Raw genomic sequence first — 26,724 nt, 5'->3', positions numbered from 1 at the left:
CCATGTCCGCCCTTGTTGCTTAATCTCTGCTCCATTCCAGTGTATAGTCAACATCACTTGACATAAGTTAACATCATTCGACATAAGGGAAGTCTCTATGGGAATGCTTGATGCCTCGCTCCATAAATTAACCCAAAAGGGCCAATCCCTGCTACATCGCACCGCAGACCGGCATTTACGTTTGGCCGTGACTGGGCTTTCTGGTGCGGGAAAAACCGCATTTATCACGGGGTTAGTCAATCAGTTACTCAATTCTGGACCTGTCTCAACCTCATCCCACGCCCGCAACAACAGCGCTTTGCCACTGTGGCAGGTGAGCCGCGATCAGCGTTTGCTCGGTGTTAAGCGTGCCATGCAGCCGGATCTTGAAATCGCCAGTTTTGATTATCAAGGCGCCATGTTAGCGCTCACTTCCGAACCTGCGACCTGGCCAGCCTCTACCCGTACTATTTCTGAGTTACGATTGGCGATTAAATACCAGCCTAAGAAGGGCTTACTGGCCAAGTTTTCTGATACCGCCACCTTGTATTTAGACATAGTCGATTATCCTGGCGAATGGTTACTCGATTTACCTATGTTGCGCCAAGACTTCGTTACTTGGTGCCGTGCTCAACAAGTTCGCATCGAGCATCTTAAAAGCTCGCCTTTGTATGCCGAGTTTGAGCAATCTTTGACATCATTGGATTTAGCCGCGAGCGCCGATGAACAGCAATTAAAGCAGATTGCCGATCAATATCAGCTATTACTCAATGATTTAGTGCACGTGCAAGGTTATTACCAAGCGCAACCTGGGCGCATGTTATTGCCGGGTGAATGGCAGGGGGCTCCCTTATTGGCTTTTTTCCCCCTGTTATTGGTTAATGATGAAAAGTTTGCTGAGCTTTCGCAAAGCGATAAACACAGTGGATTCCATGTACTTGAAAAACGCTATCAAGAATATGTGGCTAAAGTGGTTAAGCCTTTCTATAAAAACCACTTTGCTGGTTTTGATCGGCAGTTAGTACTCGTTGACTGTTTTAGTGCGTTGAATCGCGGTAAAAAGCAATTTGAGGATATGGGCGCGGCGCTCAATGCCATTATGGAAAGCTTTCAGTTTGGCCAATCGAGTTATTTACGGCGTTTATTTGCCCCCCGCATCGACCGTTTGTTGTTTGCCGCGAGCAAGGTTGACCATGTGACTCGCGATCAGCAGAGCCATGTTTTGTCCCTGCTGACCGATATGTTGAAACACAGCCAGCATTTTGCCAGTTTCGATGGTTGTAAAGTGGAGACGATGGCGATTAGCGCCATCAAGGCGACTCGCCATGGCATGGTAACGACCCAAGAGGGCGAGGTGGAAGTCGTGCAGGGGATGGGACTCAACGGTAAAGCCCTGACCTTGTTTCCAGGCGAAGTGCCCACTCGCTTACCTGAGCCCGATTTTTGGCGTGAACAAGGGTTTAACTTTGTCGGCTTTGCACCGCCGAGCAATGCCAATGTTGACCCATCTCAAGTGCACTTTGACCATATTCGTCTCGATCATTTGCTGCAGTACTTACTGGGAGATAAGTTGGAATGACGCTAAAGCTATCGGATAACGCTAACGAGCAGGCTTCTAATTCTTCTGCGAACTCATTTGCACACTCAGTTGAACATAAGCCGCTGAAAAAGCAGCAGCTGTTTGACCCAGAAGTCGTGGAGCTCAAACCCAGCAAAGAGGAGCTCAAAGGGGCGAAAGCCTTTGATCCGCATACGCCAGTGCAAGAAGTGGCTGCTGATATTGAGGAATTGATGGATGAAACGCTGTCATCCCATCCAAAAATGATCGATGCTAAATCGGTATCGCCTCAACTTGTAAAATCACGCCGTTGGTCTTGGCTCGCTCGTCTGGCAGTAGCGAGTTTATTGCTGCTCGTAGTAGTTCAAACAGGATTAGGACTGAGGGATGCTTGGCTTGAGAGCCCTTGGTTGTTCAGTTTTTATGGTGTGGTGCTTGGGGTTGTCAGTGCGTGGGCATTGGCGGGCGCAGTCAGTGAATACCGTAAGCTCAAGCGACTCAAACAGGTCGCCGATACTCAAGAAACAGGTGCAAGGCTAGCGCAGAGCATGCAAATGGGTGAAGCAGACAGCTTTATCGATAATATCGTTTGCCACTATGGCGACAGCAAAGGGTTGCAGCAACTTCGCCGTTCATTAAAAGATGAGCATAATGATGCTGAGAAAGTATTGTTATTCGAGGACTTAGTGCTGACTGAGCGGGATGAACTGGCCAAAAAAGTCGTGCGAAGATATGCTGCCGAGTCGGCAGTGCTACTGGCGGCCAGTCCGTTAGCAGTGCTCGATATGGCGATTATCCTCTGGCGTAATCAACGTATGCTGCGCGATGTGGCCCGTTGTTATGGCATTGAGTTAGGTTATTGGAGCCGGATTAAACTTATCCGCAGTATCATCATTAATATTATTTATGCGGGCACTAGTGAGTTAGTCACTGATTTAGGGACACAGCTGTTATCGGTTGAAATGACAGGTAAATTATCTGCTCGCTTGGCCCAAGGTTTAGGGGGCGGCATGTTAACGGCGCGCCTTGGATATCAAGCCATGGCGCTGTGTCGGCCGATTGTGTTTAGGGAGGAGCAAAGGCCTAAATTGTCTAAAGTGCATCAGGAATTGTTGATCGAACTTAAGCAGTTTTCAGGCAAGCTGTTTACCAAGGAAGGCCGCGACGCATTAAAAGGCCAGTTCGCCGATGTTGATGATAGGGTATCGCGGTCATCTAAAGATAAGTCTAAAGAGTAGATGCTATTGAATATCATATGATTAAATGATTCAAATAGCCGAAAGTAGATGCGCTAATGGACTTGTTCCTTGGCGCATTTTTTATGATTCTTGCAGATAAAGAGAATGACGAAGTGCGACGTAAAAGTGCTATGTAACAAGTTAATTACACCTTTGATCGCTGCTATTTTTGTCATGCTACTGGCTTAAGTGCTTGGCCGCGTTATGGTAGGGCTTATTCGATAGGGCTAATGTTTCATTAACTTATCTATTAGATTATCCATAATGCGGGCATTGAGCGCTCCACACCAACAATCAATCAAGAACGGGAACTGCTCAATGCCAATGACAAGGAGCTAGGTATGCAAGATGAGTCAGGCAAGATGTGGAAGGCGGCAACACAGGTTATTCATGGCGGCCATGAGCGAGAGGCCTTTGGTGCCTTAGTGACGCCGCTTTACCAAAGTGCGACTTTTGTGTTTGAGTCTGCACAGCAAGGTGGTGAGCGATTTGCGGGTAATGAGTCGGGGTATATTTACACGCGTTTAGGTAATCCGACAACTGCCGAGCTTGAACGTAAAATGGCGATTTTAGAAGGGGCAGAGGCCGCAGCCGCAACTGCTTCTGGTATGGGCGCAGTATCCGCCGCATTGCTGGCTAATTTGCAGATGGGCGATCACTTAGTGGCGTCGAATGCCGTATACGGTTGTACTTATGCGCTAATGACGACTCAGTTTGCTCGCTTTGGTATTGAAGTGTCCCTAGTGGACTTTTCATCGGTAACAGAAATAGAAGCGGCGATCAAATCCAATACTAAGGTCATTTTCTGTGAAACCCCTGTCAATCCGCATTTGCAGGTATTTGATTTAGCTGCAATTGCGAATATTGCCAAACGTCATCAGTTGGTCAGTATTGTCGACAATACCTTCATGACGCCATTACTGCAGAGACCGCTGGATTTTGGCATTGATTTGGTGGTCCACAGTGCGACTAAATATCTCAATGGCCATGGCGATGTGATTGCGGGGATAGTGTGTGGCAGTGAAGAACAGCTCCATAAAGTGAAGTATGAAATTTTAAAGGATATTGGCGCTGTGATATCGCCACATGATGCTTGGCTGATCTTACGCGGCCTTAAAACCTTAGATGTGCGTTTGCAGCGCCATTGCGATAGTGCCCAGCGCGTGGCAGAGTTTTTGGCGGAACATCCAAGCATTACACGTGTGTATTATCCCGGGCTTAAATCTCATCAAGGGCATAAATTCATTGGCCAGCAGATGAAACGTGCTGGTGGTGTTATCGCGTTTGAACTGGCCGCAAATTTAGAAGAAGCTATGGCCTTTGTCGGATATCTAAAGTTGTTCTCAATTGCGGTGAGTCTAGGTGACGCTGAATCCCTTATCCAACATCCTGCATCGATGACGCATTCACCTTATACGCCAGAGGCAAGAACGGCGGCTGGGATTGGTGATAATTTGCTGCGGATCTCTATTGGTTTAGAAGATTGTGACGACATCATCGCCGACTTGAACCAAGCGCTAGCTCGATTAGCTTAATGAATGTTGTTATTTTAAAGACCGTTAGCTATTTGAATGATAAAAGGATGCTTTTTGCATCTTTTTATCATAGTCAAGCACTGGCTCATTGAGCTGAAGACAGAAGTTTAGCGATAGTGAATATTTATGACGCCGATTTGGTATTTCGGGACAGCTTAGACTATTTTTGATTTGAGGCCACGGAAGTAGGACGAAAGGCCGCAAATCATGGAATAGAGGAATTGTTATGAAAACCACAAATCGTATACCAGCTTTTATGAGTGCCATAGCATTAACTGCTTTTTTGGCAAGCCCAGCAATCGCAACAGAAACCCCAACCAAGGCCGCCGTGAAAGTACAGGCTAAAACTGAAGCGGGTGAAATGGCATCGGATGTGAAGAAAGCTATGCCAGATGCCGCTCAAGTCAACATTAATACCGCTTCAGCCGAGCAGTTACTCGTACTCAAAGGGATTGGTGCCGCAAAGGCTCAAGCGATTGTCGACTATCGCACTAAAAATGGTAAGTTCAATGCTATAGATGACTTAGCCAATGTCTCTGGTGTTGGGGCTAAGATAATTGAGCAAAATCGCCATTTGATCAAGTTGTAACCACCTTTGGCGATGATTGCGGTGTAGCCTGCTGATTTTTATGATAAGAGATTCAGTAAAACATATATAAAAGTCTGCATTTGCAGGCTTTTATCATTTCAATCACTCCATTTGCTTATAGATTGTGCAGTTAGGTGGGATATTAAGAGATCTTATCGATTAGCGCTTGATCCCATAGGGTCCATGGGGGATAATCCTCCGCGTTCAAGCAATGCTTTGGTTTATGTCATTCAAAGTAATGTTCGAAGTTATGGTGACCCTAGGGTCCCCCCGCAATGATAACTTGTGAACTCGGCCAGGCCCGGAAGGGAGCAACCGCAGCAAGCGACTCGTGTGCCGGGGTGTCGGCTCTAGGGGAACCTCCAATTCAACTTTCCCTCTGTTTATTTCCGTTGTACTTCTCTATATCTACTCAATTTATATTATTCAATATATTAGCTTACAGGCTATTTCCGTTTTCTGCCGTTAATCATTTATAGCATTAATATTTCTGCACAATGAGATAATCCATTACCTGCCTCTGTTCTTGCCACTGCAACGGCTAAAAATGCTCTCAATAGTAACTCTTAGCAAGATTAGCGATTTGCTTCGGCTTCTTCCTGTAATCTTTTTTGCAGATTTTGTTTAAGAAAGGCGCGGGACTTTTCGAGTGCGGTTTGGATCTCACGCTTTAATTCCTGCAGCTCGTTATAGTCTTCAAAGAAGTAAGTATCGACGAGGTGGCGTATGTAGCGCACAGGCAGTTGATTTAAGGTAACGCAACATAAGTCGGCGAGATAGTCCTCAGGAAGTTCGTCCATAAGTCCTTCATCTGACAATATTTCCATTAAAAGAACTTCGTAGTAATTACGGATTTCGAGTTGCATTGTTATGCTCCATGACGGTTTTCATTGAGTTTGCTACCACAAATGATTTGCCGCAATAAAAAGTTGGCAGTGTCTTTGGCTTAATTGTAGTGCGTCTCTGCTGTAGCCGCCGCCTATCACGGCTGCAATTGGAATATTTTCCGATTTTGCCATTGATAACACAGTTAAATCCCGTCTGAACAGTCCTTCTTGGCTGATATTGAGCAAGCCAAGATCGTCATTTTGATGAATATCGACCCCAGCATCATAAAGAATCAGATCTGGTTGATGGATTCGGATAAGGAGGGCGAGTGTTTGCTCCACGGTTTCGAGATACAGATTGTCATCGCTGCCTTTGGTTAGCTCAATATCATAGTGGGAATGCTGCTTACGATTCGGGAAATTCTCTTTGCAGTGAATCGAGCAACTGATGATCCCTTGATGTTGGTGGCTGAGGGTTGCACTGCCGTCACCTTGATGCACATCGCAATCAAAAATCAGTACCTTGTGTACTTGATGGCTTGCGATGGCATTTCTGGCCGCGAGGATAAGGTCGTTGAAAATACAATAGCCGCTGCCAAAATCGTAATGGGCGTGATGGTAGCCACCCGTGAGATGCAGGGCAATACCCTGATTTATGGCTAATGAAGCTGTGAGTGTGGTGCCAGCCACAGAATGCAAGGTACGCTCAACTAAGGCTTCACTCCACGGGAAACCAATCCGTCTTAGCGCTGCTGTTGGCAAGGTACCCGCGATAAATTGCCCTACATATTCGCGTTGATGCACTTGCATTACATCTTCTGCAGTCATGGCCGTTGGTGCGTGGAATTGTGCAGTCGTGGCAATGTGGTTATCGAGTAAGTACTGCCGTAAATGTGCGTATTTAGTGGTGGGAAATCTGTGATGGGGAGGAAGCGCCAGCTTGGAATCGCTGGCGTGATAAACCAGTGGGATCAGAGTCAATATTGACTAAACCTCGTTATCGCAAGTTGTTATAGCTGTGAAATTGCCCAGCTCATAAATTCTTTACGGGTTTTTTCATCCGCTTGTAGCCACCAGTATTGCAACATTTGTTGTGGGTTGGCTCCTGCTGCTTTAGAGGTGTCTACGGGGGCCGTGAGTGATGTTGCGTTAACGGTCGCCGATGCTGTCACGGGTGCTGGTGCAACGGCAACCACTGCGCCAGCTGCACCGGTTGCTGCAGCGGCAGTTCCCGATACGTCAACGGCTTGATTACCACTGAAAAGGCGAGAGACGAAGCTTTCTTCTTCTAAATTGGTATTCACCACTTGGTAATTGACGTTGCCTTTGTCACTACGGGTTAATTTGATTTGTGGGTTTTGCGCGTAAACTTTAGGCTTTTTAACGACTTCACCTTCGGCCGCTTGCAGATAATATTGATGGTCGCCATCAACATCTAAAGTAACGATGAAAGGTGCTGACTTAACAAAGGTTTGGCTGTCACTAAAATTATCCTCTACCATTTCATGGTAACGAATGGCGATTTTGTGAGTGCCGGGGGCCAATTCTAAGCTGCTTTTATGGTTAAATACGCTCGACTCGACTTTTTTACCATCAAGAGCAAGGTACTCAAATGACATAGGAATGTTCAGATCTGCAGCGAAGGCTGAGGCAGATCCGAGTAATACTAGCAGGCTGCTAATTGGCAAAAGTGATTTCATTGTTACTCCTTAACGGTTATTACTCTGATACGGGCGTTCGAATATTTGAATGCGATCTTCTATATAACTAATAGCTTGCCTGCATTTCCCTAGACGACGATGCATCAAAAGGATGTCATTTTGCAATTTTATTTTGTCAGCACTATGACAGTTTTCAAGTTTTGATTCCATTTCTTCAATTTTTTGTTCAAATTTTTTCGCCCAATTAAGATGTTTGTTCAATTCTTCGTAGATCTCATGACTATTTTGCATCACGTTATTGGCGATCCAATCGAAACCACTTGCTTGGTGAGACTGATTCTGGCGCTGTGCAAAACGGGCACGGCTACTGGCACGCTGCTGAGTTTTAGACTTAATGTCAATAGAAGTGGTCAGCAAGGCTCGTTTGACTGCGGTGAATCTATCTTGGATCCGCTCACAGCTCAGGGCAATGGTCTGGGGGGCGAGTTTAAGCTTAATTTGTTTTTCGAGCTGCATAATACTGCTACGAATTTGTTCAATACAGGGGCCGAGTTGGGCGCCGTGTTGGACAAACAGCGAGTGATTAAAACGCTCCGTTTCTTGCAGGAGTTTACGCTGCGGCGGCGCGAGTCGATTATCGTGTTGCAGCACTTCTTGTTCTAAGGCTTTAAGCTGATTTTTCAGCATCACCATTAATTGTTGGGTGTTCACAACCATGCGCTCCATGCCAAATTCGCTGCAATCATTAGCACGATCAAAATAAACAGTGGGCGGATAAAGGGCATGCCAAATTTAATCGCACAGCGGGCACCGATAAATGAGCCTAACATCATGCACAATCCCATCCACAAACCTATTTGCCACTGTACCTGCCCAAGCCAGCCAAAGATAGTCAATGCGGTCAAGTTGCTGGTGAAGGTCATCGCACGGGCGAGGCCGCAACTGTGCAGTAAAGGCAGTTTATACAAAGAGCCAGATGTGACGGTCCAAAATGCGCCAATGCCTGGGCCTGCAAAACCATCATAAGTGCCTAAAGCCAGCCCCTGTAGCCATTGTTGCTTGGCTGGTGGCTTGCTGGTTGGTGCTTGGCAGTTAACGTCTGACATCGCATTGGGGCTGACTAAACTGTAAATGGCGATGCCAATAATCAGCAAGGGTAGGACTTTTTCGAGCCATTGAGTATCGACTAAATAGACTAAGAAACTGCCCAATACCGCGCCGATAAAGGTGGCGATAAAAGCCATGTACCAAAATGAGGGTTTAAAGAGGTGCTTGCGATAATAGGTCCAAGCCGCCATAAAAGAGCCAAAGCTTGCGGCTAACTTATTGGTGCCTAATACGGTATGCGGTGCAATACCTAAGGTTAACAGTGCGGGGATCGACAAGAGGCCACCGCCACCCACGACGGCATCAATGAATCCAGCGATAAGACCTATGACTGCCAACAGGGCCCAATGACTGGGCTCGAGTAACAACTCCAAATTTTAATCCTACTCTATAACACGTCTAAAGGGCGGTAAGGCATCCAGTAAGGACTTACCATAGCGTTTAGTGACTAACCGCCTATCTAAAATAGTCACTCGGCCATAATCTTGCTCTTTACGCAGTAATCTACCACAACTTTGAATAAGCTTACGTGAAGCATCTGGGATCGTCAGTTGTAAGAAGGGATTACCGCCTTTGACTTTGACATATTCTGCATGCGCTTGCTCAACGGGCGAGGTTGGTACGGCAAAGGGCAGTTTAGTGACGATCAAGTTAGTCAGATAATCGCCGGGCAAGTCGAGACCTTCAGAGAAACTGCCGGTGCCGAACAAGATACTTGGTTCGCCCTTATCGCATTTAGCTTTATGATTTTCTAACAATTGTTGCCGTGGCGCATTGCCTTGGATAAGTAGCTCAGTGGTGAGTTTACCTTCAAGTAATTCAACCACTTTTTCCATCTGCCAGTAGGAGGCGAATAGCACTAAGGTTGCCATTTCGCCTTCAATAAGGGTGATGATTTGTTCGGCAAGTTCAGCCGTATAGGCATCATCCGTCGGCTCAGTGCGCATTTTGGGTAAATAAAGTGTCGCATTATTGGGGTAATCGAAGGGCGATTGTAAGGCTAAATAACGACTGCCATCGTTGAGTGACAAACCTACTTGATGCACGAAATGGTCGAAGTTATTGAGTGCGCGCAGTGTGGCACTACATAAAACCACGCCCGCGGCTTTCTGCCATAGCATGGATTCCAGCATAAAGCCGACTTCGATAGGTGAGGCGCTAAACAGATAATCCACTTGTTTACCTGTGATGAGCTCAACCCAGCGCGCCATAGGGGCACCTTTATGTTTATCTTCCTTGGCCATCATCCTCCACAATTTTTGTAGATTCTCGAGCCTTTGCAGCATAAATCCGGTTTCGGCTAATAGTGCTTCGGATTGATGTTTAGGAATGTCGCCATCTTTAATCGCCTCTGCTAGCAGTGACAGCATTTTATTAAACTGCTTGAGGGCAAGATTAGAGGTAACAGCAAGGTTTTCAGCCAGAATGAGTAATGAGCCCGGCAGTTTGCCGTGCTCAAAACGCAGGCGGTTTTCAGGATTGGCAAAGTGCTTAGTCTGGGTATCGCAGTAGTGAGCCACTTGATTGAGCTGGGCGATAAGATCGCCTAAGTGATCTTGCATTGCCTGCGCAGGGGCAATGATGTTGTTGCTCTTTATTTGGTTTTGTAACTTAGCGCAGGTTTTGCCAATTTTTTCGAGCCAGTCGCAGGCGCCCCTCAGCGTGGCTTGTGCGCTGGAGAAATCCCGCGCCACAATCGGTAAGTGATGTGCCTCGTCGATAACATAAAACACGTCTTCTGGATCGGGCAAAATCACGCCGCCACCTAATTCTAAATCGGCAAATAACAAGCTGTGGTTGGCGATGAGCACGTCCCAAGTATCGACATCTTCACGGGCTTTATGGAACGGGCAATTTCTGTGGCTGGCGACTTGGCGATGACAGCTGTGTTTGTCGCAGGCGATTTGTTGCCACAGATGATCGGGCAGCGGCACGGCTAAGGTATCGATTTCGCCGTTCCAGCGACCTTCGTTATAGTCTTTTAACAGGCCATGCATCATAGCCACTTGGCTATTGTCAGGCTTAGTTTGCCACATGGCCATTTGTGTACTGTTGTCGTCACCGATGAGCATCGCCAGTTTCGAAAGACACACATAACGTTGTCGACCTTTGACTAGGCCAAAGCGGAAATTTAAGCCGGATTGCTCAAGGAAGAAGGGCAAGTCTTTATGCAGTAATTGTTCTTGTAAGGCAACGGTCGCGGTGGCGATACAGACTTTTTTCTTGCTCGCTAATGCCAGTGGGATGGTACCGAGAATATAAGACAATGATTTACCGATACCAGTCCCTGCTTCGACCACAATGATGCGCCTATCTTTGTCATAGTCGCCGGCGAGGGTCTTAGAGATTTCCGCCACCATATAGTTTTGTTCGCGGCGCGGCCTAAAATGAGGCAAGGCGGTAGCGATATCCTTATAGATGGCGCGGATCTGGGTTTTTACATTGTCAGGTAACATGCGTCACTACTTTATCGAATTAATGCTGTACATAATAACAGTGATTGCATAGCCTAAGAAACTTTTCTGCCATTTGGTGGCATTTAAATTGAGTAGCTATACGATTTGGGAACCCATGCGATGAAGCCAGAGGCAACAACGGCCGTTAGTGTACAAGGTCGAGTCTTAACACGCCATGCGATTCATCGTCATGGGAGTTTAGTGTTGCAGTATTATCTGGCGACAGCCCAAGGCCCTGTGCTGGTGGAAGTGCAAGACACTGAACACATTTGTTTTTGTCATCAAACGGATGTGGCGGCTTTACAGTTACAAACGCCGGGTCAAGCATTGCGGTTTGTGCCGTTAGCGCTCAAAAGCTTTAAAGGCGGCGCCGTCAGTGGAGTTTATGCTAAATCGAGCAACAGCTTACGTACCTTACAGCGCATCGCAAAAGATGCCGATATCCCTTTATTTGAAGCGGATATTCGCCCTGAACAGCGTTATTTAATCGAGCGGTTTGTGGCGCTGGATGTGGCATTTTTAGGGCATTTCTCTGCGCTGAATAGCGACAGTCTTCAGGCTAACTCGCTGCCCGTGTTTATCGCCGAGCGGGCTAAGACTATTGCCCCTTTAACGGCTGTACATTTCCGCTGTATCTCACTGGATTTTGAATGCAGCTTTGAGGGCTTACTCTATTCGGTCGCGCTATATGGTCAAGACAGTGGCCGAGACGAGGGGCAAGGCAGCCTCAAGCAGACTTATGAAAAAGTGATTATGGTAGGCGAAGCTGAATCAAACTCCCCCGAATATATTGAATGGGTGGTCGATGAAGCGGCGCTGATCCATCGATTAATCGCGTGGTTCCATGAGTTTGATCCTGACTTTATTATCGGTTGGTCAGTGGTGAGTTTCGATCTCGCGCTATTGTCACGCCGTGCATTATTACATCGTATTCCGCTCACCATTGGCCGCGGCGGCGCTAAGCTCGATTGGAAAGTTGACAATAAGTTTCGCCCAGAAACCTTAGTCTTACCGGGCCGTGTGGTACTCGATGGTATCGATTGGCTTAAAGCTGCTTTTTATCACTTTGAGCGTTTCTCGCTTGAATTTGTGTCGCGGCAACTATTAAGTGAAGGCAAGGCCATTCATAACGTCGATAACCGCGTTGAAGAAATTGACCAGCTGTTTAAGACCGATAAACAAGCCTTAGCCCATTACAATCTTACCGATAGCCGCCTAGTATGGGATATTTTTACTCACACTCAATTGTGGGATTTTGCCCTCGCGCGTGCCGAACTGACAGGTTTAGAACTGGGACGGGTAGGGGCTTCGGTGGCGGCGTTTAATCATTTGTATTTACCACATTTACATCGCGCGGGTTATGTCGCTCCTGCTGAGCCTGTGAGTCAGGGCATTGAAAGTCCTGGCGGCTATGTGATGGATTCTGTGCCGGGTCTTTATAAACACATCTTAGTGTTCGATTTTAAAAGCTTGTATCCCTCCATTATTCGCACCTTTTTGATCGATCCTAAGGGATTAATTGAAGGCTTGCAGTTGCCCGAGTCTGAATGTGTTGCGGGGTTTCTTGGCGGCCGTTTCAGTCGGCAACAGCCTATTTTACCTAAGCTAATTCAAACCTTATCTGAGCAGCGCGAAAAGGCCAAGCGTGAGCACAATGCGCCGTTATCCCAAGCGATAAAAATTATTATGAACTCGCTGTATGGGGTTTTAGGTTCTCAAGGCTGCGTGTTCCATGATGCTAAGTTGGCAAGTTCGATCACGATGCGCGGCCATCAAATCATGAAACAAACCCGCGCATGGATAGAAGAGATGGGCTATCAAGTGATTTACGGCGATACGGATTCGACCTTTGTCTGGCTTGGCAGCGAGCCTGATCTTTCTGACATTAACGCTTTAGGTAAAACGCTAGCGCAGGCTATCAATGCTAAGTGGCAGGCTAAAATCTGTGCTGATCACCAAGTTGAGAGCTTTCTCGAGTTACAGTTTGAACGGCATTACGAGCAGTTCTTTATGCCAACCTTAAGAGGTTCATTAGAAGGCAGTAAAAAACGTTATGTTGGCGCGTGGCGCAATGCGAGTGATGAACTTGAGCTCACCTTTAAGGGTATGGAACAAGTGCGCAGTGATTGGAGCCCTTTAGCACGTAAAGTTCAAGCGTCACTCTATGAGCGCATGTTTAACCAAAGGGATATCAGTATTTATTTAACTAGCGTGTTTGAAAAACTGCTCAATGGCCAGTTGGATAATGATTTGGTATTTCGTAAACGCATGCGGCGCAATATTGAAGACTATACGGCTAAGTCTTCTCCACATGTAAAGGTTGCCCAGCAATTATGTGATGTGACAGGTAATGCTGCTTTTGGCAAGCGGGGAGCACAAATAGATTATCTAATCACTGTAAACGGTCCAGAGTCCGTTGAGTACAGAACATCTAAAATCGACTATCAATACTATATCGACAAGCAAATTGGCCCTATTGCCGAGCCGGTGTTTTCAATAATGAAACTAAACTACATGAGTATTACATCAAAACAACTGTTGTTAATATAGGGCGTTAACTGTTTTTTTTGTGTTTAATTTTATAGTTAATAAAGCGGTGTTATAGGTTTTTTTGATGTTAACTGCTTTATTTTTGTGATGCCAGTCTGCATATATTTTAGGTTTCGCTTTGAGGAGATATTGAAAGTTTGCTACCCTTTAAGCTGAAATTGTAAGGAAATATAACTACGGAATGACGTTGGTAGAACATAAACAAAAAGGTTAAGCCCCAAATGAACAAGACGTTAGTAGCCACTGCGCTGGCAGCAATATTTCTAGTCCCCTCTGTCTCTGCTATCGAGATCTATAAAGATAATAAAAATGCCGTAGAAATCGGTGGCTTTATCGATGCTCGCGTGATTAACACTCAAGACGAAACAGAAGTTGTTAATGGTGCCTCACGGATTAATTTCGGTTTTAACCGTGAATTGACCGACGGTTGGAAAGCCTTTGCAAAACTAGAATGGGGTGTAAACCCAGTGGGTAATAGCGATATTGTTTACAATAATCGCTTCGAATCGGTGCAAGAAGAATTCTTTTACAATCGTTTAGGTTATGCCGGCTTATCCCATGGTAAATACGGTACCTTAACTATCGGTAAGCAATGGGGTGCTTGGTACGATGTCGTTTATAATACCAACTACGGTTTTGTATGGGACGGTAACACTGCCGGTGTTTACACTTTTAATAAAGATGATGGCGCGGTAAACGGTGTGGGTCGTGGTGATAAAACGGTTCAGTATCGTAATGCCTTTGGCGATCTTAGCTTCGCAGTTCAAGCCCAGTTTAAAAACAGCAGTTTCTATACGTGCGATACTACCGCTGATATTTCCCAAAGCCAGTGTCAAACAAACTGGGAAAGTGGCGATAAAGCGGCGCAACAAGTCGAGTATAACTACACCTATGGTGGCGCGCTGACCTATAAAGCGACTGACATGCTGACATTAACAGCGGGTGTTAACCGTGGTGAGTTTGACGTAAGCTTTGGTAATGGCACGCAATCAACTGCAGTTGATCTTATCTATGGTGCTGGAGTCACTTGGGGTAATTTCGATAATGATGGTTTATATGTCGCAGCAAACGTCAATAGACAAGAAAACCATGATACAGATAACATTGGCCGCTTAATTAAAGATGCCTATGGTGTTGAAACACTAGCTTCTTTTAAGTTTGATAACGGATTACGTCCATTTATATCGTACAACATATTAGACGCAGGTGACGATTACGTTATTCAGCCTAACTTTAATGCTGATCCAAAAGACGTGTTTAAACGTCAGTTTGTGGTGGTTGGTTTGCATTTTGTTTGGGACCCGAACACTGTGCTTTACATAGAAGCACGTAAAGATTACAGCGATTTTACTAGCGCCGATAAAGATCAGGAAGCCAAAATGGCGCTTTCTGAAGATGACGGTGTGGCAATTGGTATTCGCTATTCACTCTAAAGTCTTAATTTTATAGGGTATAAATCGGTTAATGCCGAACTCTCTTTATACAGAAATGCCAGTCAGAAATGACTGGCATTTTTTTTGGTTGTTTTAAAGTCTCTACTCGATAGATATGTTCATATAATGCGCGTTTTGTCTCTTGATTGTATCGTTTGTATATTTGTTGTTGCTTAAAGGTTCTATATGTGATTTTATTGTTTCCAGCGAGGGGTCCGAGACACCTCAGTTTGAAACCGTTTATTAAATAAGCGGATTATAATAAAGACATAATATTTCCAGGGAGATTGACAATGCTAAAACATAATTTACTCGCTAATTCTGTACGCTTAGCTTTAATTAGCGGCGTAGCAGTTGCTGCATTTACGGCTCCAGTTGCTTTGGCGGCTGAAGATGGTGCGAAAGTCGAGCGTATTGAAGTTACAGGTTCACGAATTAAACGTACTGACCTAGAAGGTGCATCACCAGTAACGACTATTACGACTGAAGATATGAAAGTCGAAGGTAACTTTACCGTTGCAGATGCTCTACGAAATAGTAACTTAAACTCATTTGGTTCATTCTCTGAACGTTCAGGTAGTTCTGCTCAGTCACAAGCGACTATTGATTTACGTGGTGCAGGCTCAAGTCGCACACTTGTGTTAATCGATGGCAAGCGTTTCCCTGGCTCTCCAACATTAGGTGGTTCATCTGCAAACTTAAACGCTATTCCTATGGCGGCAGTAGAGCGCATTGAAATTCTAACTGACGGTGCTTCCTCTACTTATGGTTCAGACGCGATTGCTGGTGTTGTTAACATCATCATGAAAAAGAACTACCAAGGTCTTGAGTTTAACGTTGGTGCGGGTGCTCGTGACCAAGATGAAGGTATGACAAGTAAAGAGTTCTCTGTTGTTGCTGGTTATCAGATGGATAAAGGTAACTTGACCTTTGCATTTGATCATCAGGATCGTGAAGGTATTAGAGATGCAGATCGCTCTTACACGGCTCCTAGTTTGAACGATTTAAACGGTGATGGAGAAATCCAGTTCGAAGAGGCTATCGGTTGGAGCCAATACGGTGCAACGATTCGTAGCCCTGATAAAACAATGAAGCAAGCTTCACCACTTTGTGATGATTTAGAAGCTAAGTATGGTTCTGATAAATTCCAAACGATTAAAGCTGACAACGTATCAGGCGCTGGTCATACATACTGTGCGTTTGCTCCTGCGAACGTTTCGTACAACAAAGCTTCTGTAGATCGTAATACTGTCTATGTTGATTCTAACTATGAAGTTGCCGAAGATGTAGAGTGGTTTGGCCGCATCATGTTTACTCAAAACAGCTCTTTCGGTCGCTATGCGCCACCAGCTGCAACATGGAACAACATGACTGCTGATAACCCACATAACCCTTATGGTGAAGATGGTGCTACAGGATATTTCCGTTGGGTAGATATTGGCAATCGTGACGGTAACGTCAATGATTACAACCAAGATTATTTAACTGGTTTACGCGGTAGTATTAGTGCATGGAATGATGCAACTTGGGAAGTTTATTATCACCACAATATCGCTGATAACAAGTCTATCGGTGAGTATTACCTTAGCTATTCAGGTTTAGCATATAACGAAGCCAATGGTATTGATCTCGGCTCTGAAGCTGGCGTTAATAACATGAAGGCTACAACGTTAACGCAAGATCGTGCAACGTTTAAGCAATGGAACGCAGGTATCGGTTTTGATGCATTCAGTTTACCAGCAGGTGCAATTGCGCATTATTTTGGTATGGAATACTTCGATCAAGACTTTACATCTGTATATGACGCACAATCTGAAGCAGGTTTAGTCGGTGGCAGCGCTGGTAACTCTGCTGGCGGTGATCGTCAAGTTTGGGCCGCGTTTTATGAAGCTGTATTACCTCTTACTGAAACGATTGAATTAAACCTTGCCGCCCGTTATGACGATTATAGCGATTTTGGTGGTAACGTTGCGCCTAAAGCTGCTGTTCGCTGGCAAGCGCTAGATAACGTTGTTGTTCGTGCATCATACTCAGAAGCGTTCCGAGCTCCAGGCCTAGATCAATTAAATGCGGCTACCACGTTTAGTGCGGAATATGGTACTGACTATGCGTATTGTCGTTCTAATGGCATTAGCGACACTCAGTGTTTAGAAACACAGTACGATACATTTATCTCTGCAAATAGTGAATTAGGTCCTGAAACTTCTGAATATATTAACCTAGGTGTTGCTTGGGATATCGTTGATAACTTCGGTATTAAGGTTGACTATTTCGATTTAAATATCGATAACGTAATCAGTCAGCGCAGTATTACCAACGTTATGGAAGGTATCGCTTCTGGCTCGCTCGCTCCTGATGAGACTTTCTATGTGTTACGCGCACCCGGTACTGGAGGCGGCCTAGGTCAAGCCTATGAAGTGGGTACTGGCTATGGTAACGGCGATAAGTTACAAATTGAAGGTATTGACGTTGCACTTAATGGTAACATCGACACTGAGTTTGGTGACTTTTCAGTAAACTGGACTAACAGTTTCATACTTAAATATGATGAAGAAGTTGAAGGTGGTGCAGGCTCCGTTGATACCGCCGGATGGAATGGCCAACCAGACTATAGATCTGTATTCACTACAGTATATAAAATTGGTGACAACGCCTTCTCGTGGAACATGAACTACACCAGCTCAACCAATGAAGATAAAGAAGAAGGTAAGTTAGATTCTTGGTTAATCCACAATATCAGCTACAGCTATGATATCGGTAGCTATGGCAAAGTATTGCTGGGTGTTAATAACCTGACTGATGAAGATCCTGTATTGAGTTCTTCTGGTTCGTACGATAACCCAGAGTTGTATAACAACTACGGTCGTGAATATCGTGCAAGCTATACTCTAAAGTTCTAACAAACCGTTAAAACATTTACAAGGCCAGCAAATTGCTGGCCTTTTTGTTATATTTCTAGTCGTTAAAAACGTGAAATTTTCTCAGGGGGTTATGTGAGTCAACACTGGAGTGAGTATTGGGAACAGGGCCATTTAACTTCGTTTGGAACTGATTTCAGCAGTAATTATGCAGGAATACTAAAAGATATTTGGCTTCCAATATTTAAAGAATTAAGGCCAAATTTTGAAGTGCTAGATATTGCAACGGGTAATGGCGCTTTACCCTTATTACTTAAAAGCCATTTAGATGAATCTAATGTAAACGGTCGTGTTCGCGGTATTGATATTGCAAAAATACAGCTTATAAAGCCTGATAATAACAGTTTGATTAAAATAGATCTGATTGGCGAAATAAACTGTGAGTCCTTACCTTTTAGTGATCCTGTCGATTTAGTGACTTCTCAATTTGGTATTGAATATTCCAACTTATCTGCCTCATTAGTAGCCGTCGCAAATATTTTGAGGGTAGGTGGACGATTATGCCTTGTCTGCCATCATCATAATTCGATGATCATCCATCGAAATAAAAAAATTTTATTGCTTATACAGAGTGTTACTACAAAAAAGCTGGTGGATAATTTGTATTCACTTGCAGACTCAATGGGTCAAGTCACGACTAAAATCGATATAAATAGAATAAAAAACGATCAGATGTGTGAGGCGTTGCGTAACGATATTAATCAATCTATTGGTGAATTACATGCCTCTAATGAAGCTGCACTAATGGATTCAGAAATATTGAATTACGTGACGACTTTTTTCAAACAAGGGCTTTATTGGTCTGTAGACAAGAAAAAAGATTATCTTAAATTTGTTCAAAAACAACTCAGTGATTTAGCGCTTAGACTTGAAGAATTAGTGTGCGCGGCGATTGATGAAAACAAGTTGACTTCAATGCGAAAAATTCTATCTAATGAGGGGGTTGAGTTCGTGTCTGCTACAACCTTAAAGTCAACGGATGCACAATTACTTGCTTGGCATTTTATTTTTCAAAAAACATAAAGCATTCTTTACTTACATCGAATGTAAAGGGTTTTACGTTAGAAATGTACACAAACTAGCCATTAGTAGGTTATCTGTTTAAAAGCACCATAATTAGCAACTTTTCAGCAATCTCAAATGTTGACACCGGTCAACATTTTATGGAATGATGCCAGCGGGTCTACGCTTTAATAGTGTAGGAAAGGGAAGAAAAAAATAAACAATCACAAGATAAAGAGATACTTACATTAATTTGTCTTAATTTGTTAAAAATATAAACATTGTTAAGTGTAAGTTAAACCTTTTTTATTCACTTCAAATTGGTTGGGAACTATGTCCAAGGTAAGCAATAGAACAAAAATCGCTACTGCACTTGTTGGCGTGCTGGCATTAGCGAGCAGTAACTTCGTGGTTGCAGATCCTCTTACCGACGTACAGAAAGCAGATGGTCAAATCCATGCTGATGCTGCTGCGTCGCAGAAGAACGTTGATAAGTATTTCGATCAAGCACAAGACATGCTCTTTGAGTATGGTTCTGTTGCTGATGAGCGCGAATCACTGAAGTCATATAACGATTATGTCGCAAGCTTGGTCGCTGACCAGCAAAAGACGATGGACTCAGTGCAAGTAGACATTAATGGTGTTGATAAACTTCGCCAAGGCGTAGTGCCATTAATGTTTAAAATGGTGGAATCATTAGAACAGTTTGTTCAATTAGATTTGCCTTTTAACTCTGAAGTTCGTGCTAATCGTGTAAAAGAACTAAAGACACTGCTTAATACTGCTGAAGTGACATTAGCAGAAAAATACCGTTTAATCCTTGATGCTTATAGCATCGAACGCGAATATGGTAGTGCAGTTGCAGTAAACCAAGGTAAGTTAAACCTAGATGGGAAAGAAGTGTTAGTTGACTTCTTCAACCTAGGTCGTGTGGCTCTTTATGCACAGAGTTTAGATCAAAAGACTGGCTGGATGTATAACTCCGAATCTAAAGGTTGGGATAAGTTAGATGACAGCTATTTGCGTGAACTGACCAAAGGTATCCGCATTGCCCGTAAACAAGGCGCTCTAGATCTATTCGCGTTACCAATTCCTGCTGCGGAGACTGCACAATAATGAAGAAGTTAATTACTACAGCTGTATTGGCTGCAAGTTTCTCTTTAACTGCTGGTATGGCGAGCGCTGCTGATGCGCCTAAGTCAATTGACCAATTATTGCAACAAGTTAAAGTTGAACGCGCTGCAGAAGGTAAAGTCAACAGCAAGCGTGAGCAAGAGTTCCAAGCAGAGCGTGGCGATAAGGCCGCTTTACTGCAAAAAGAAAAAAATGCGTTAGCTGCTGAAAAGCAACGTGGTAAAGATTTAAACCAAGCGTTCTTAGATAACGAGCGTAAAATTGCTCAGTTAGAAGAAGATCTAAAAACGGCTCAAGGTGACTTGGGTGAAATGTTTGGTGTAGTTAAAGGTGAAGCCGGTGATTTCGCTGGTAAACTGGCAAGCTCAAACATCAGTGCTCAATTCCCAAATCGCGATAAGTTTATCGCTGATTTAGGTGCCCGTAAGCAATTGCCAAAAATTGAAGAGTTAGAACAATTTTGGCAAGAGCAGCTATTTGAAATGGCGCAATCTGGCAAAGTGGTTAAATTTGAAGGTTCTGTTACCGAAATTGATGGTAACGTGAAAACGACGACTATTCATCGTGTTGGTGCCTATAACTTAACGGCTGACGGTAAATACGTTGTATATAACCCTGAATTAGGTTTAATTCAGCAGTTATCTCAACAACCTGAAGGCTATCAAGTTAGCGCTGTTGCTAAATGGGAAGAAACGGCCTCTGGTACAGCACCTTTCTATATTGACCCTGCACGTGGCGTACTGTTAAACATCTTTACGAACAAAGCTAGCATGGAAGATCGTATCGAGTCAGGCGGTACCATTGGTTATATTATTCTAATATTACTTGCTATTGGTTTATTAATTGCGGTTGAGCGTTTCATTGTGCTGGCAGCTATCGGTGCAAAAGTTAAACGCCAAGCTAAGAATGTTGATAACCCAGGTAACAATGCCCTTGGTCGTATCCTGAAGGTTTACCATGAAAACAAAGATGTTGATGTTGAAACATTAGAGTTGAAGCTGGATGAAGCTATTCTGAAAGAAACGCCTGCATTAGAAGCTCGAATTTCAATTTTGAAAGTCATTGCAGCTATCGGCCCAATGTTAGGTCTGCTCGGTACAGTAACTGGTATGATTGCGACCTTCCAAAGTATCCAACTGTTCGGTACTGGTGATCCAAAACTGATGGCGGGTGGTATCTCTATGGCTCTGGTTACTACAGTGCAAGGTCTAGTTGCGGCTCTGCCTCTGATGTTACTACATGCAATACTCGTTGCGCGTAGCAAATCAATCACCCAAATTTTGGAAGAGCAAAGTGCCGGCATTATCGCAGCACATGCTGAGAAGAGGGCTAACTAATGATGCTATACCTGATGGACATATGGGATTCCGTCAGGGGCTTCATGGCCGCTGGAGGAAACGTCCTTTGGTTGGTTGCGTTTGTATTGTTCTTAATGTGGGTATTGATGCTTGAGCGTTATTGGTATCTTAATTGGATATCACCAAAGCAACATAAAGCTATCATATCTGCGTGGGATTCTAGAGAGGAAACCACCTCTTGGTACGCACACCGTATCCGTGAAGCTTGGCTGTCCCAAGCGAAGCAAGATTTGAATGCACGTATGCTGATGATAAAAACCTTAGTAGCTATTTGTCCTATGATAGGTTTGTTAGGTACCGTAACCGGTATGATTTCAGTGTTTGATGTGATGGCAGTTCAGGGGACGAGTAATGCTCGTTTAATGGCGGCTGGTATTTCAATGGCGACTATGCCCACGATGGCGGGGATGGTTGCAGCATTATCGGGAGTATTCTTTAGTACTCGTCTGGATGTAAAAATGAAAATCAGTTTAGAAAAGCTAAAAGACAGCATGCCGCACCACTAGAGAGAGATTGAACATGGCACGTAAAAAGCATTCCAGTGTAGACGAGGAAGCGCAAATTGATATGACACCGATGCTCGACATCGTGTTTATCATGTTGATCTTCTTCATTGTAACAACGTCATTTGTGAAACCTTCTGGTTTGGATTATAACAAACCCAAAGCTTCGCAAGCGACTTCAAAGCCTTCGGCTAACATCTTTATCGGCGTCAGTAAAACAGGCGTGATCATGATGGAAAACCGTCAGGTTGATATCGAACGTGTAACAGCAAACGTTGAACGTATGTTAGCTGAAGCTCCTGAAGCTGCGGTATTGATTCAGGCAGATAAAGACGCAACGCATGGCTTAGTTGTTAAAGTTCTAGACCAAGTCAAAGCGGCTGGTATAGATAAAATTTCGGTATCTGCGGGGAACGATTAATATGCTAAGAGCACTAGTATCGATCATTATTGGTGCTGCTGTGACTTTTGGTCTGTTCGCTTTTATGGCGTTCTTGGTCGGTGGCGGCGCACAGCGCGGCGAAACATCGGCCGAGACCCCTGTAATTGAAATCACTATGGATAGACAGGATTCAAAAGCACAGAATAAGCCAAGGGTAGTGCCTAAGCCACCACCACCGCCAGAACAGCCACAGAAGCCTGAGGCAACGCCGCCAGAATCTTCGAGCAATATTGACACAGCAATGTCGTTCAATATGGGTGGTGTAGAAGCAGGAGGTCACTCAGCAGGTGGTTTTAAATTAGGCAATATGATGACTCGCGATGGTGATGCTACACCTATCGTTCGTATCGAACCTCAGTATCCAATTGCTGCGGCGCGTGATGGTAAAGAAGGTTGGGTACAACTTCGTTTTACCATTAACGAACTCGGTGGTATCGACGACGTTGAAGTTATTCAAGCAGAACCAAAACGCTTATTTGATAAAGAAGCGATTCGTGCACTGAAGAAGTGGAAGTACAAGCCAAAGATTGTTGATGGCAAGCCATTGAAACAACCTGGTATGACAGTACAACTAGACTTCACCTTAGATAAAGGAGGCAACCAATAATGCGTAATGTTAATAAAATCGCAGTTCTATTATTGCTTTCTGTTTGTGGCGGTTCATTAACTCTTTCATCTGCAGTCGCAGAAGAAAAGTGTGCTATCGACAAACGTCAATCTAAAGCTGTGGGTGAAAGTGCGGCGAAGAAAGTTCAGAAGTCATTTGAAGCTTATACCAATGGTCAGGTCGATGAAGCTATTGCTATTTTGCTAGAGGCAAATGCCAAGAACGACTTCGACAAAGCCTATGTTGCACGTATGTTGGGTAACTTTTATGCCGAGAAAGGCAAAATGGATACCGCGATCAAGTACCTAAAACAAGCTGTTGAAGCTGATATTTTAGGTGGTACAGATCATGCTGCAACTATGCGTCTTTATGCTGATTTGCTATTACAAGAGAAAAAGTTTAAGGAAGCGATTCCTTATTATTACAAGTGGATGGAATTTACTTGTAAAGCCGATTCTCAAATGTATCGCCGTATTGGTATTGCGCATTCAGAACTGAAGCAGTGGGATAAAGTGATTGAAGTGGCCGACAAAGGTCTTTCACTAGCTGAAGCTCCTGATAAAGGTCTGTATCAAATGAAACTGACAGCTTACTTCAATCAGAAGAAGTACAAGAATGCTGTTGGCGTGTTAGAAGTCATGGTGCCTTTATTCCCGGATGATGGCAGATTGTGGGTTCAATTAGCACAGTTTTATTTGATGGTTGAAGACTATGACAAGTCTCTTGCAACTTACGATTTGGCTTATAGAAATGGTTTCTTAGATAGCGCGGGCAATATTACGCGTTTAGCGCAGTTAATGGCACAAAAAGGTGCTCCTTATCAAGCCGCTAAAATTTATCAGAAACATATGAAATCAGGCATGATCGCTGAGGACGCTAAGTCTTTAGAGATTTTGGCGGGTTTCTATCAAAATGCGAAAGAGTTTAAGCAAGCTGCTGAGTATTACGGTAAAGCTGCAGCTATCAGCAATGATGGCAAGACTTACTTGAAACAAGGTCGCTTATTAAACTTGAATGAACAATATACAGCTGCGATCCCTGTGCTTGAAAAAGCCATATCAATGGGTATTGAGCATCCTGGTGAAGCAAACTTCGAATTAGCTTTGGCTCATTTAAGTTTGAAACAGTATAAGTCGGCTTATAACCGTGCAGTATTAGCTGCGAATGATAAGAAGACACAGAAGAGTGCAAATAGCTATATCTCTTATATTAAAGAGAAAGCACGTATGCATAATATCACGCTGTAATTACTTCGCAGTTTAGTGTTTGAATCGAAAGCCCCGCAAGGGGCTTTTTCTTTGGTATCAATAAACCTATTTACTGTAAGCGGATTAAAGCTTGTGATTGATCATGATTTTTTTCAAGTTGTTGTGAAAGTTGGCTGACATTACTGAAGAGTGACTCTATTTTACTTTCCTGTGTAGGTAGGCAAATACAGGCAGCCAGTTTATAGTCGATTGTCAGTTTATGATGTTTACCAAAATATTGATTAAAGTCAGATATTTGTTGTTCTATTCGCTTTAACACTACTTCCGTCCCCACCTCATCTATATTGAACAAACCCAACGCAAAGTGATTGTGATCTAGCCTAGCAATCATATCTGTTGCTCTTAATAGCGCTTCTTGCACTTGTTTAGTAAAGAATTCGAGTAAATGGGGTTGTTTGACGGTTTCATGAATGTGAGGGCACAGATACAATAGTGCCAAGCTTTGGTGGTCTCTCATGTGACGATGCCATTCTCGGTTGAATACTTCCATGAAATAGGTTTGGTTATAGACTCCAGTTTCAGGATCCCTGAAACCTGAGTTGCGGAACGAGTAGATCATAGATTAACTCCGATAGCAGACCTTGAACTAAGTATAGAAACAGTTCTGCAATAGCGGGCCAAAAAGGAGAAATATTAAAATGAAATTGGGTTTATTGGCAGGTTCGATAGCGTTAATCTTCACCCTTCAAGGTTGTTCTAAGCCTGAAGCCACTGCAGTTCAAGAAAATAGCTCGGCTAATATGACAGCAGTGCAGGGCGAAACACAAACGGCAGAGCAGCGTTATTTAGCGCTTGTGGATGCTTATTTTAAAGATTACCTAAAGCTTGAGCCCATCTACGCTACTTTTGTCGGCGTAAATGACTATAACGCCGATTTCGGTGGGGATTTAACTGAGGATTACCTTAAGGCCCGTCATGATCTTAACACTCACTATTTAGCTCAGGTGCGTGCGATAGATCCAAAGCAACTGCCTGCAGATCTACAGTTAAGTTATGACCTGTTCGTCTATGACCGTGATATGGCGTTAGTGGACGAAACTTTCCCTTCACGCTTTATGCCGATAAGCCAGTTCTATAGCACTGTCATTACTATGGTGCAGCTGGGAAGTGGCGAAAGTGCACAACCTTTTAAGACTGTCCAAGATTATCGTAATTGGGAACAGAGAGTCGATGGTTTCATCAAGTGGGTCGCACTTGCTGAAAATCGTATGAATCAAGGCATTGAAAGTAAAGTGGTACTACCTCGAGTGTTGGTAGAGCGCATTATTCCTCAGTTAGATGCTATGTTAACGACGGATGCGACTCAGAGCATTTTCTACTCGCCAATCCAGCATTTCCCCGAAAGTTTTTCAGAGCAAGATAAAGCGGAATTGGCCACCCGTTATCAAGCCATGATAGCCGAGCGTATCGTGCCAGCGTTAACGAACTTACGCGATTACTTTAAGCAAACCTATTTACCTAAATCGCGGGCGACTGATGGTTGGGCAGGGTTGCCTAACGGTAAAGCTTGGTATCAGCATCTGGCGAACTCACATACGACCACCACTATGTCTGTGGATGAAATTCATCAAATTGGTTTAAGTGAAGTGGCGCGAATTTTATCTGAGATGGATAAGGTGCGTGAGCAGGTCGGTTTTAAGGGCGATTTGAAGGCGTTTTTTGCGTCTTTATCTTCAGAGCCGCAGTATTTCTATAGCGATCGCCAAGGTTTGATTGATGGTTATATGGTGTTGAAAGATAAAATCAATCATGTCTTACCTAACTACTTTAATGTGATGCCAAAGGCTGATTACGTGGTTAAGCCGGTTGAAAGTTTTAGAGAACAATCAGCAGCGGGAGCCTCTTATGAAGCGCCAGCGGTGGATGGCAGCCGTCCAGGGGTGTTTTATATCAACACTTATAACCTCAAAGCACAGCCTAAGTGGGGGATGACGACTTTATCTTTGCACGAGGCCGCTCCTGGGCATCACTTCCAAATCGCGATCAAACAAGAGCTGACCGGTGTGCCTGAGTTTCAGCGTTTTAGCGGTTATACCGCTTTCGAGGAAGGTTGGGCACTTTATGCTGAATACTTAGGTATTGAGATGGGGTTATTTACCGATCCTTACCAGTATTTTGGTAAGCTTTCCGATGAAATGCTGCGTGCCATGCGCTTAGTGGTTGATACTGGCCTTCATTCTAAAGGTTGGAGTCGTGAACAGGCGATTCAGTACATGAAAGACAACTCGCCTATGGCTGAGAGTGACATAGTCGCTGAAGTGGAGCGCTATATGGCGATCCCTGGTCAAGCTTTGTCTTACAAGGTCGGTCAGTTGAAGATTTTGGCACTGCGTGCCCGCGCAGAAAAAGCCTTGGGTGATAAATTTGATTTAAAAGCATTCCACGATCAAATCCTCACTTCAGGTTCATTACCCATGGCGGTCATGGAAAACAAGATCGATCGTTGGATTGCGTCGAAACAAGCTTAGCCGTGTAAGGTGCCGTTACTTGACTTTGTTGTCAGTGACGGCATTTTAAGACTTTTTTATTCAACAGAAAGTTTTTATACTGTTGATTCAA

Annotated in this window: 22 protein-coding genes and 1 other RNA gene; 16 read left to right on the top strand and 7 right to left on the bottom strand. The window is 44.1% G+C overall.

Annotation, left to right across the window (positions count from 1 at the left end):
* Positions 1-97: 97 nt before the first annotated feature.
* The 5 genes from L5M10_RS04160 to ffs all read left to right on the top strand — a co-directional run bounded on the left by L5M10_RS04160 (position 98) and on the right by ffs (position 5,256).
* Positions 98-1,558, top strand: a complete 1,461-nt coding sequence (locus tag L5M10_RS04160) for a YcjX family protein (RefSeq protein ID WP_263254885.1) — start codon at positions 98-100, stop codon at positions 1,556-1,558.
* The gene (locus tag L5M10_RS04155; protein ID WP_263175956.1) at positions 1,555-2,775 is read left to right on the top strand and encodes a YcjF family protein; all 1,221 of its coding nucleotides are present in this window, start codon (positions 1,555-1,557) and stop codon (positions 2,773-2,775) included. Before L5M10_RS04160 ends, L5M10_RS04155 begins: the two co-directional genes overlap by 4 nt.
* Before the next feature lie 341 nt (positions 2,776-3,116).
* Complete coding sequence (gene megL, locus L5M10_RS04150) at positions 3,117-4,310, top strand: methionine gamma-lyase (protein WP_263144440.1); 1,194 nt, start codon at positions 3,117-3,119, stop codon at positions 4,308-4,310.
* 226 nt (positions 4,311-4,536) lie between these two features.
* Complete coding sequence (locus L5M10_RS04145) at positions 4,537-4,899, top strand: ComEA family DNA-binding protein (protein WP_173496509.1); 363 nt, start codon at positions 4,537-4,539, stop codon at positions 4,897-4,899.
* A gap of 259 nt (positions 4,900-5,158) precedes the next feature.
* Positions 5,159-5,256, top strand: an RNA gene (gene ffs / locus L5M10_RS04140) — signal recognition particle sRNA small type.
* A 218-nt stretch (positions 5,257-5,474) separates the two neighbouring features.
* On the opposite strand, the gene L5M10_RS04135 is transcribed toward ffs, so the two are convergent.
* From L5M10_RS04135 to dinG, 6 genes are read right to left on the bottom strand one after another with little or no spacing between them, the layout of a single operon-like run.
* Positions 5,475-5,765, bottom strand: a complete 291-nt coding sequence (locus L5M10_RS04135; RefSeq protein ID WP_028760452.1) for a late competence development ComFB family protein — start codon at positions 5,763-5,765, stop codon at positions 5,475-5,477.
* 33 nt (positions 5,766-5,798) lie between these two features.
* Positions 5,799-6,707 (bottom strand): histone deacetylase, encoded by a 909-nt coding sequence (locus L5M10_RS04130; RefSeq protein ID WP_263254884.1) that lies wholly within the window; start codon positions 6,705-6,707, stop codon positions 5,799-5,801.
* A 29-nt stretch (positions 6,708-6,736) separates the two neighbouring features.
* Positions 6,737-7,426 (bottom strand): DUF2057 domain-containing protein, encoded by a 690-nt coding sequence (locus L5M10_RS04125; protein ID WP_263181115.1) that lies wholly within the window; start codon positions 7,424-7,426, stop codon positions 6,737-6,739.
* Positions 7,427-7,435: 9 nt separating this feature from the next.
* Positions 7,436-8,104 carry a primosomal replication protein gene (locus L5M10_RS04120; RefSeq protein ID WP_206765984.1) on the bottom strand — a complete coding sequence of 223 codons (669 nt, stop codon included), beginning with the start codon at positions 8,102-8,104 and terminating at the stop codon, positions 7,436-7,438.
* Positions 8,095-8,868 carry a sulfite exporter TauE/SafE family protein gene (locus L5M10_RS04115; RefSeq protein WP_113938843.1) on the bottom strand — a complete coding sequence of 258 codons (774 nt, stop codon included), beginning with the start codon at positions 8,866-8,868 and terminating at the stop codon, positions 8,095-8,097. The genes L5M10_RS04120 and L5M10_RS04115 overlap by 10 nt, the downstream gene beginning before the upstream one ends.
* Before the next feature lie 9 nt (positions 8,869-8,877).
* Positions 8,878-10,950 carry an ATP-dependent DNA helicase DinG gene (gene dinG / locus L5M10_RS04110; protein ID WP_263254883.1) on the bottom strand — a complete coding sequence of 691 codons (2,073 nt, stop codon included), beginning with the start codon at positions 10,948-10,950 and terminating at the stop codon, positions 8,878-8,880.
* A 120-nt stretch (positions 10,951-11,070) separates the two neighbouring features.
* Between dinG and L5M10_RS04105 the strand changes: the two genes are divergently transcribed.
* From L5M10_RS04105 to L5M10_RS04060, 10 genes are all read left to right on the top strand, one after another.
* A complete protein-coding gene (locus L5M10_RS04105; RefSeq protein ID WP_263254882.1) occupies positions 11,071-13,500 on the top strand; it encodes a DNA polymerase II in 2,430 nt (809 codons plus the stop codon).
* Positions 13,501-13,721: 221 nt separating this feature from the next.
* Positions 13,722-14,933, top strand: a complete 1,212-nt coding sequence (locus L5M10_RS04100; RefSeq protein WP_263254881.1) for a porin — start codon at positions 13,722-13,724, stop codon at positions 14,931-14,933.
* Positions 14,934-15,226: 293 nt separating this feature from the next.
* Positions 15,227-17,833 (top strand): TonB-dependent receptor, encoded by a 2,607-nt coding sequence (locus L5M10_RS04095; RefSeq protein ID WP_263254880.1) that lies wholly within the window; start codon positions 15,227-15,229, stop codon positions 17,831-17,833.
* A gap of 93 nt (positions 17,834-17,926) precedes the next feature.
* Positions 17,927-18,874 carry a class I SAM-dependent methyltransferase gene (locus L5M10_RS04090; protein ID WP_263254879.1) on the top strand — a complete coding sequence of 316 codons (948 nt, stop codon included), beginning with the start codon at positions 17,927-17,929 and terminating at the stop codon, positions 18,872-18,874.
* A 312-nt stretch (positions 18,875-19,186) separates the two neighbouring features.
* Entirely contained in the window at positions 19,187-19,969 is a 783-nt protein-coding gene (locus tag L5M10_RS04085) for a DUF3450 domain-containing protein (protein ID WP_263254878.1), read from the top strand.
* Positions 19,969-21,324, top strand: coding sequence for a MotA/TolQ/ExbB proton channel family protein (locus tag L5M10_RS04080; protein WP_263166763.1), 1,356 nt, complete (start codon positions 19,969-19,971; stop codon positions 21,322-21,324). Before L5M10_RS04085 ends, L5M10_RS04080 begins: the two co-directional genes overlap by 1 nt.
* Positions 21,324-21,851, top strand: coding sequence for a MotA/TolQ/ExbB proton channel family protein (locus tag L5M10_RS04075; protein WP_081729046.1), 528 nt, complete (start codon positions 21,324-21,326; stop codon positions 21,849-21,851). Before L5M10_RS04080 ends, L5M10_RS04075 begins: the two co-directional genes overlap by 1 nt.
* A 13-nt stretch (positions 21,852-21,864) precedes the next feature.
* Positions 21,865-22,269 (top strand): ExbD/TolR family protein, encoded by a 405-nt coding sequence (locus L5M10_RS04070; RefSeq protein ID WP_028760438.1) that lies wholly within the window; start codon positions 21,865-21,867, stop codon positions 22,267-22,269.
* Between the two features lies 1 nt (position 22,270).
* Positions 22,271-22,897, top strand: a complete 627-nt coding sequence (locus L5M10_RS04065) for an energy transducer TonB (protein ID WP_113938835.1) — start codon at positions 22,271-22,273, stop codon at positions 22,895-22,897.
* On the top strand, positions 22,897-24,144 hold the full coding sequence (locus L5M10_RS04060) for a tetratricopeptide repeat protein (RefSeq protein ID WP_113938834.1): 1,248 nt from the start codon (positions 22,897-22,899) through the stop codon (positions 24,142-24,144). The genes L5M10_RS04065 and L5M10_RS04060 overlap by 1 nt, the downstream gene beginning before the upstream one ends.
* A gap of 70 nt (positions 24,145-24,214) precedes the next feature.
* Here L5M10_RS04060 and L5M10_RS04055 read toward each other — a convergent pair whose 3' ends face one another.
* Entirely contained in the window at positions 24,215-24,724 is a 510-nt protein-coding gene (locus L5M10_RS04055; protein WP_263254877.1) for a diguanylate cyclase domain-containing protein, read from the bottom strand.
* Between the two features lie 79 nt (positions 24,725-24,803).
* Between L5M10_RS04055 and L5M10_RS04050 the strand changes: the two genes are divergently transcribed.
* Positions 24,804-26,633 (top strand): DUF885 domain-containing protein, encoded by a 1,830-nt coding sequence (locus L5M10_RS04050; protein ID WP_263254876.1) that lies wholly within the window; start codon positions 24,804-24,806, stop codon positions 26,631-26,633.
* The last annotated feature ends 91 nt before the right edge of the window (positions 26,634-26,724 follow it).

The organism is Shewanella sp. SM32, assembly GCF_025654235.1.
Classification (GTDB): domain Bacteria; phylum Pseudomonadota; class Gammaproteobacteria; order Enterobacterales; family Shewanellaceae; genus Shewanella; species Shewanella oncorhynchi.
This window is presented reverse-complemented; position numbering and strand designations above follow the sequence as displayed.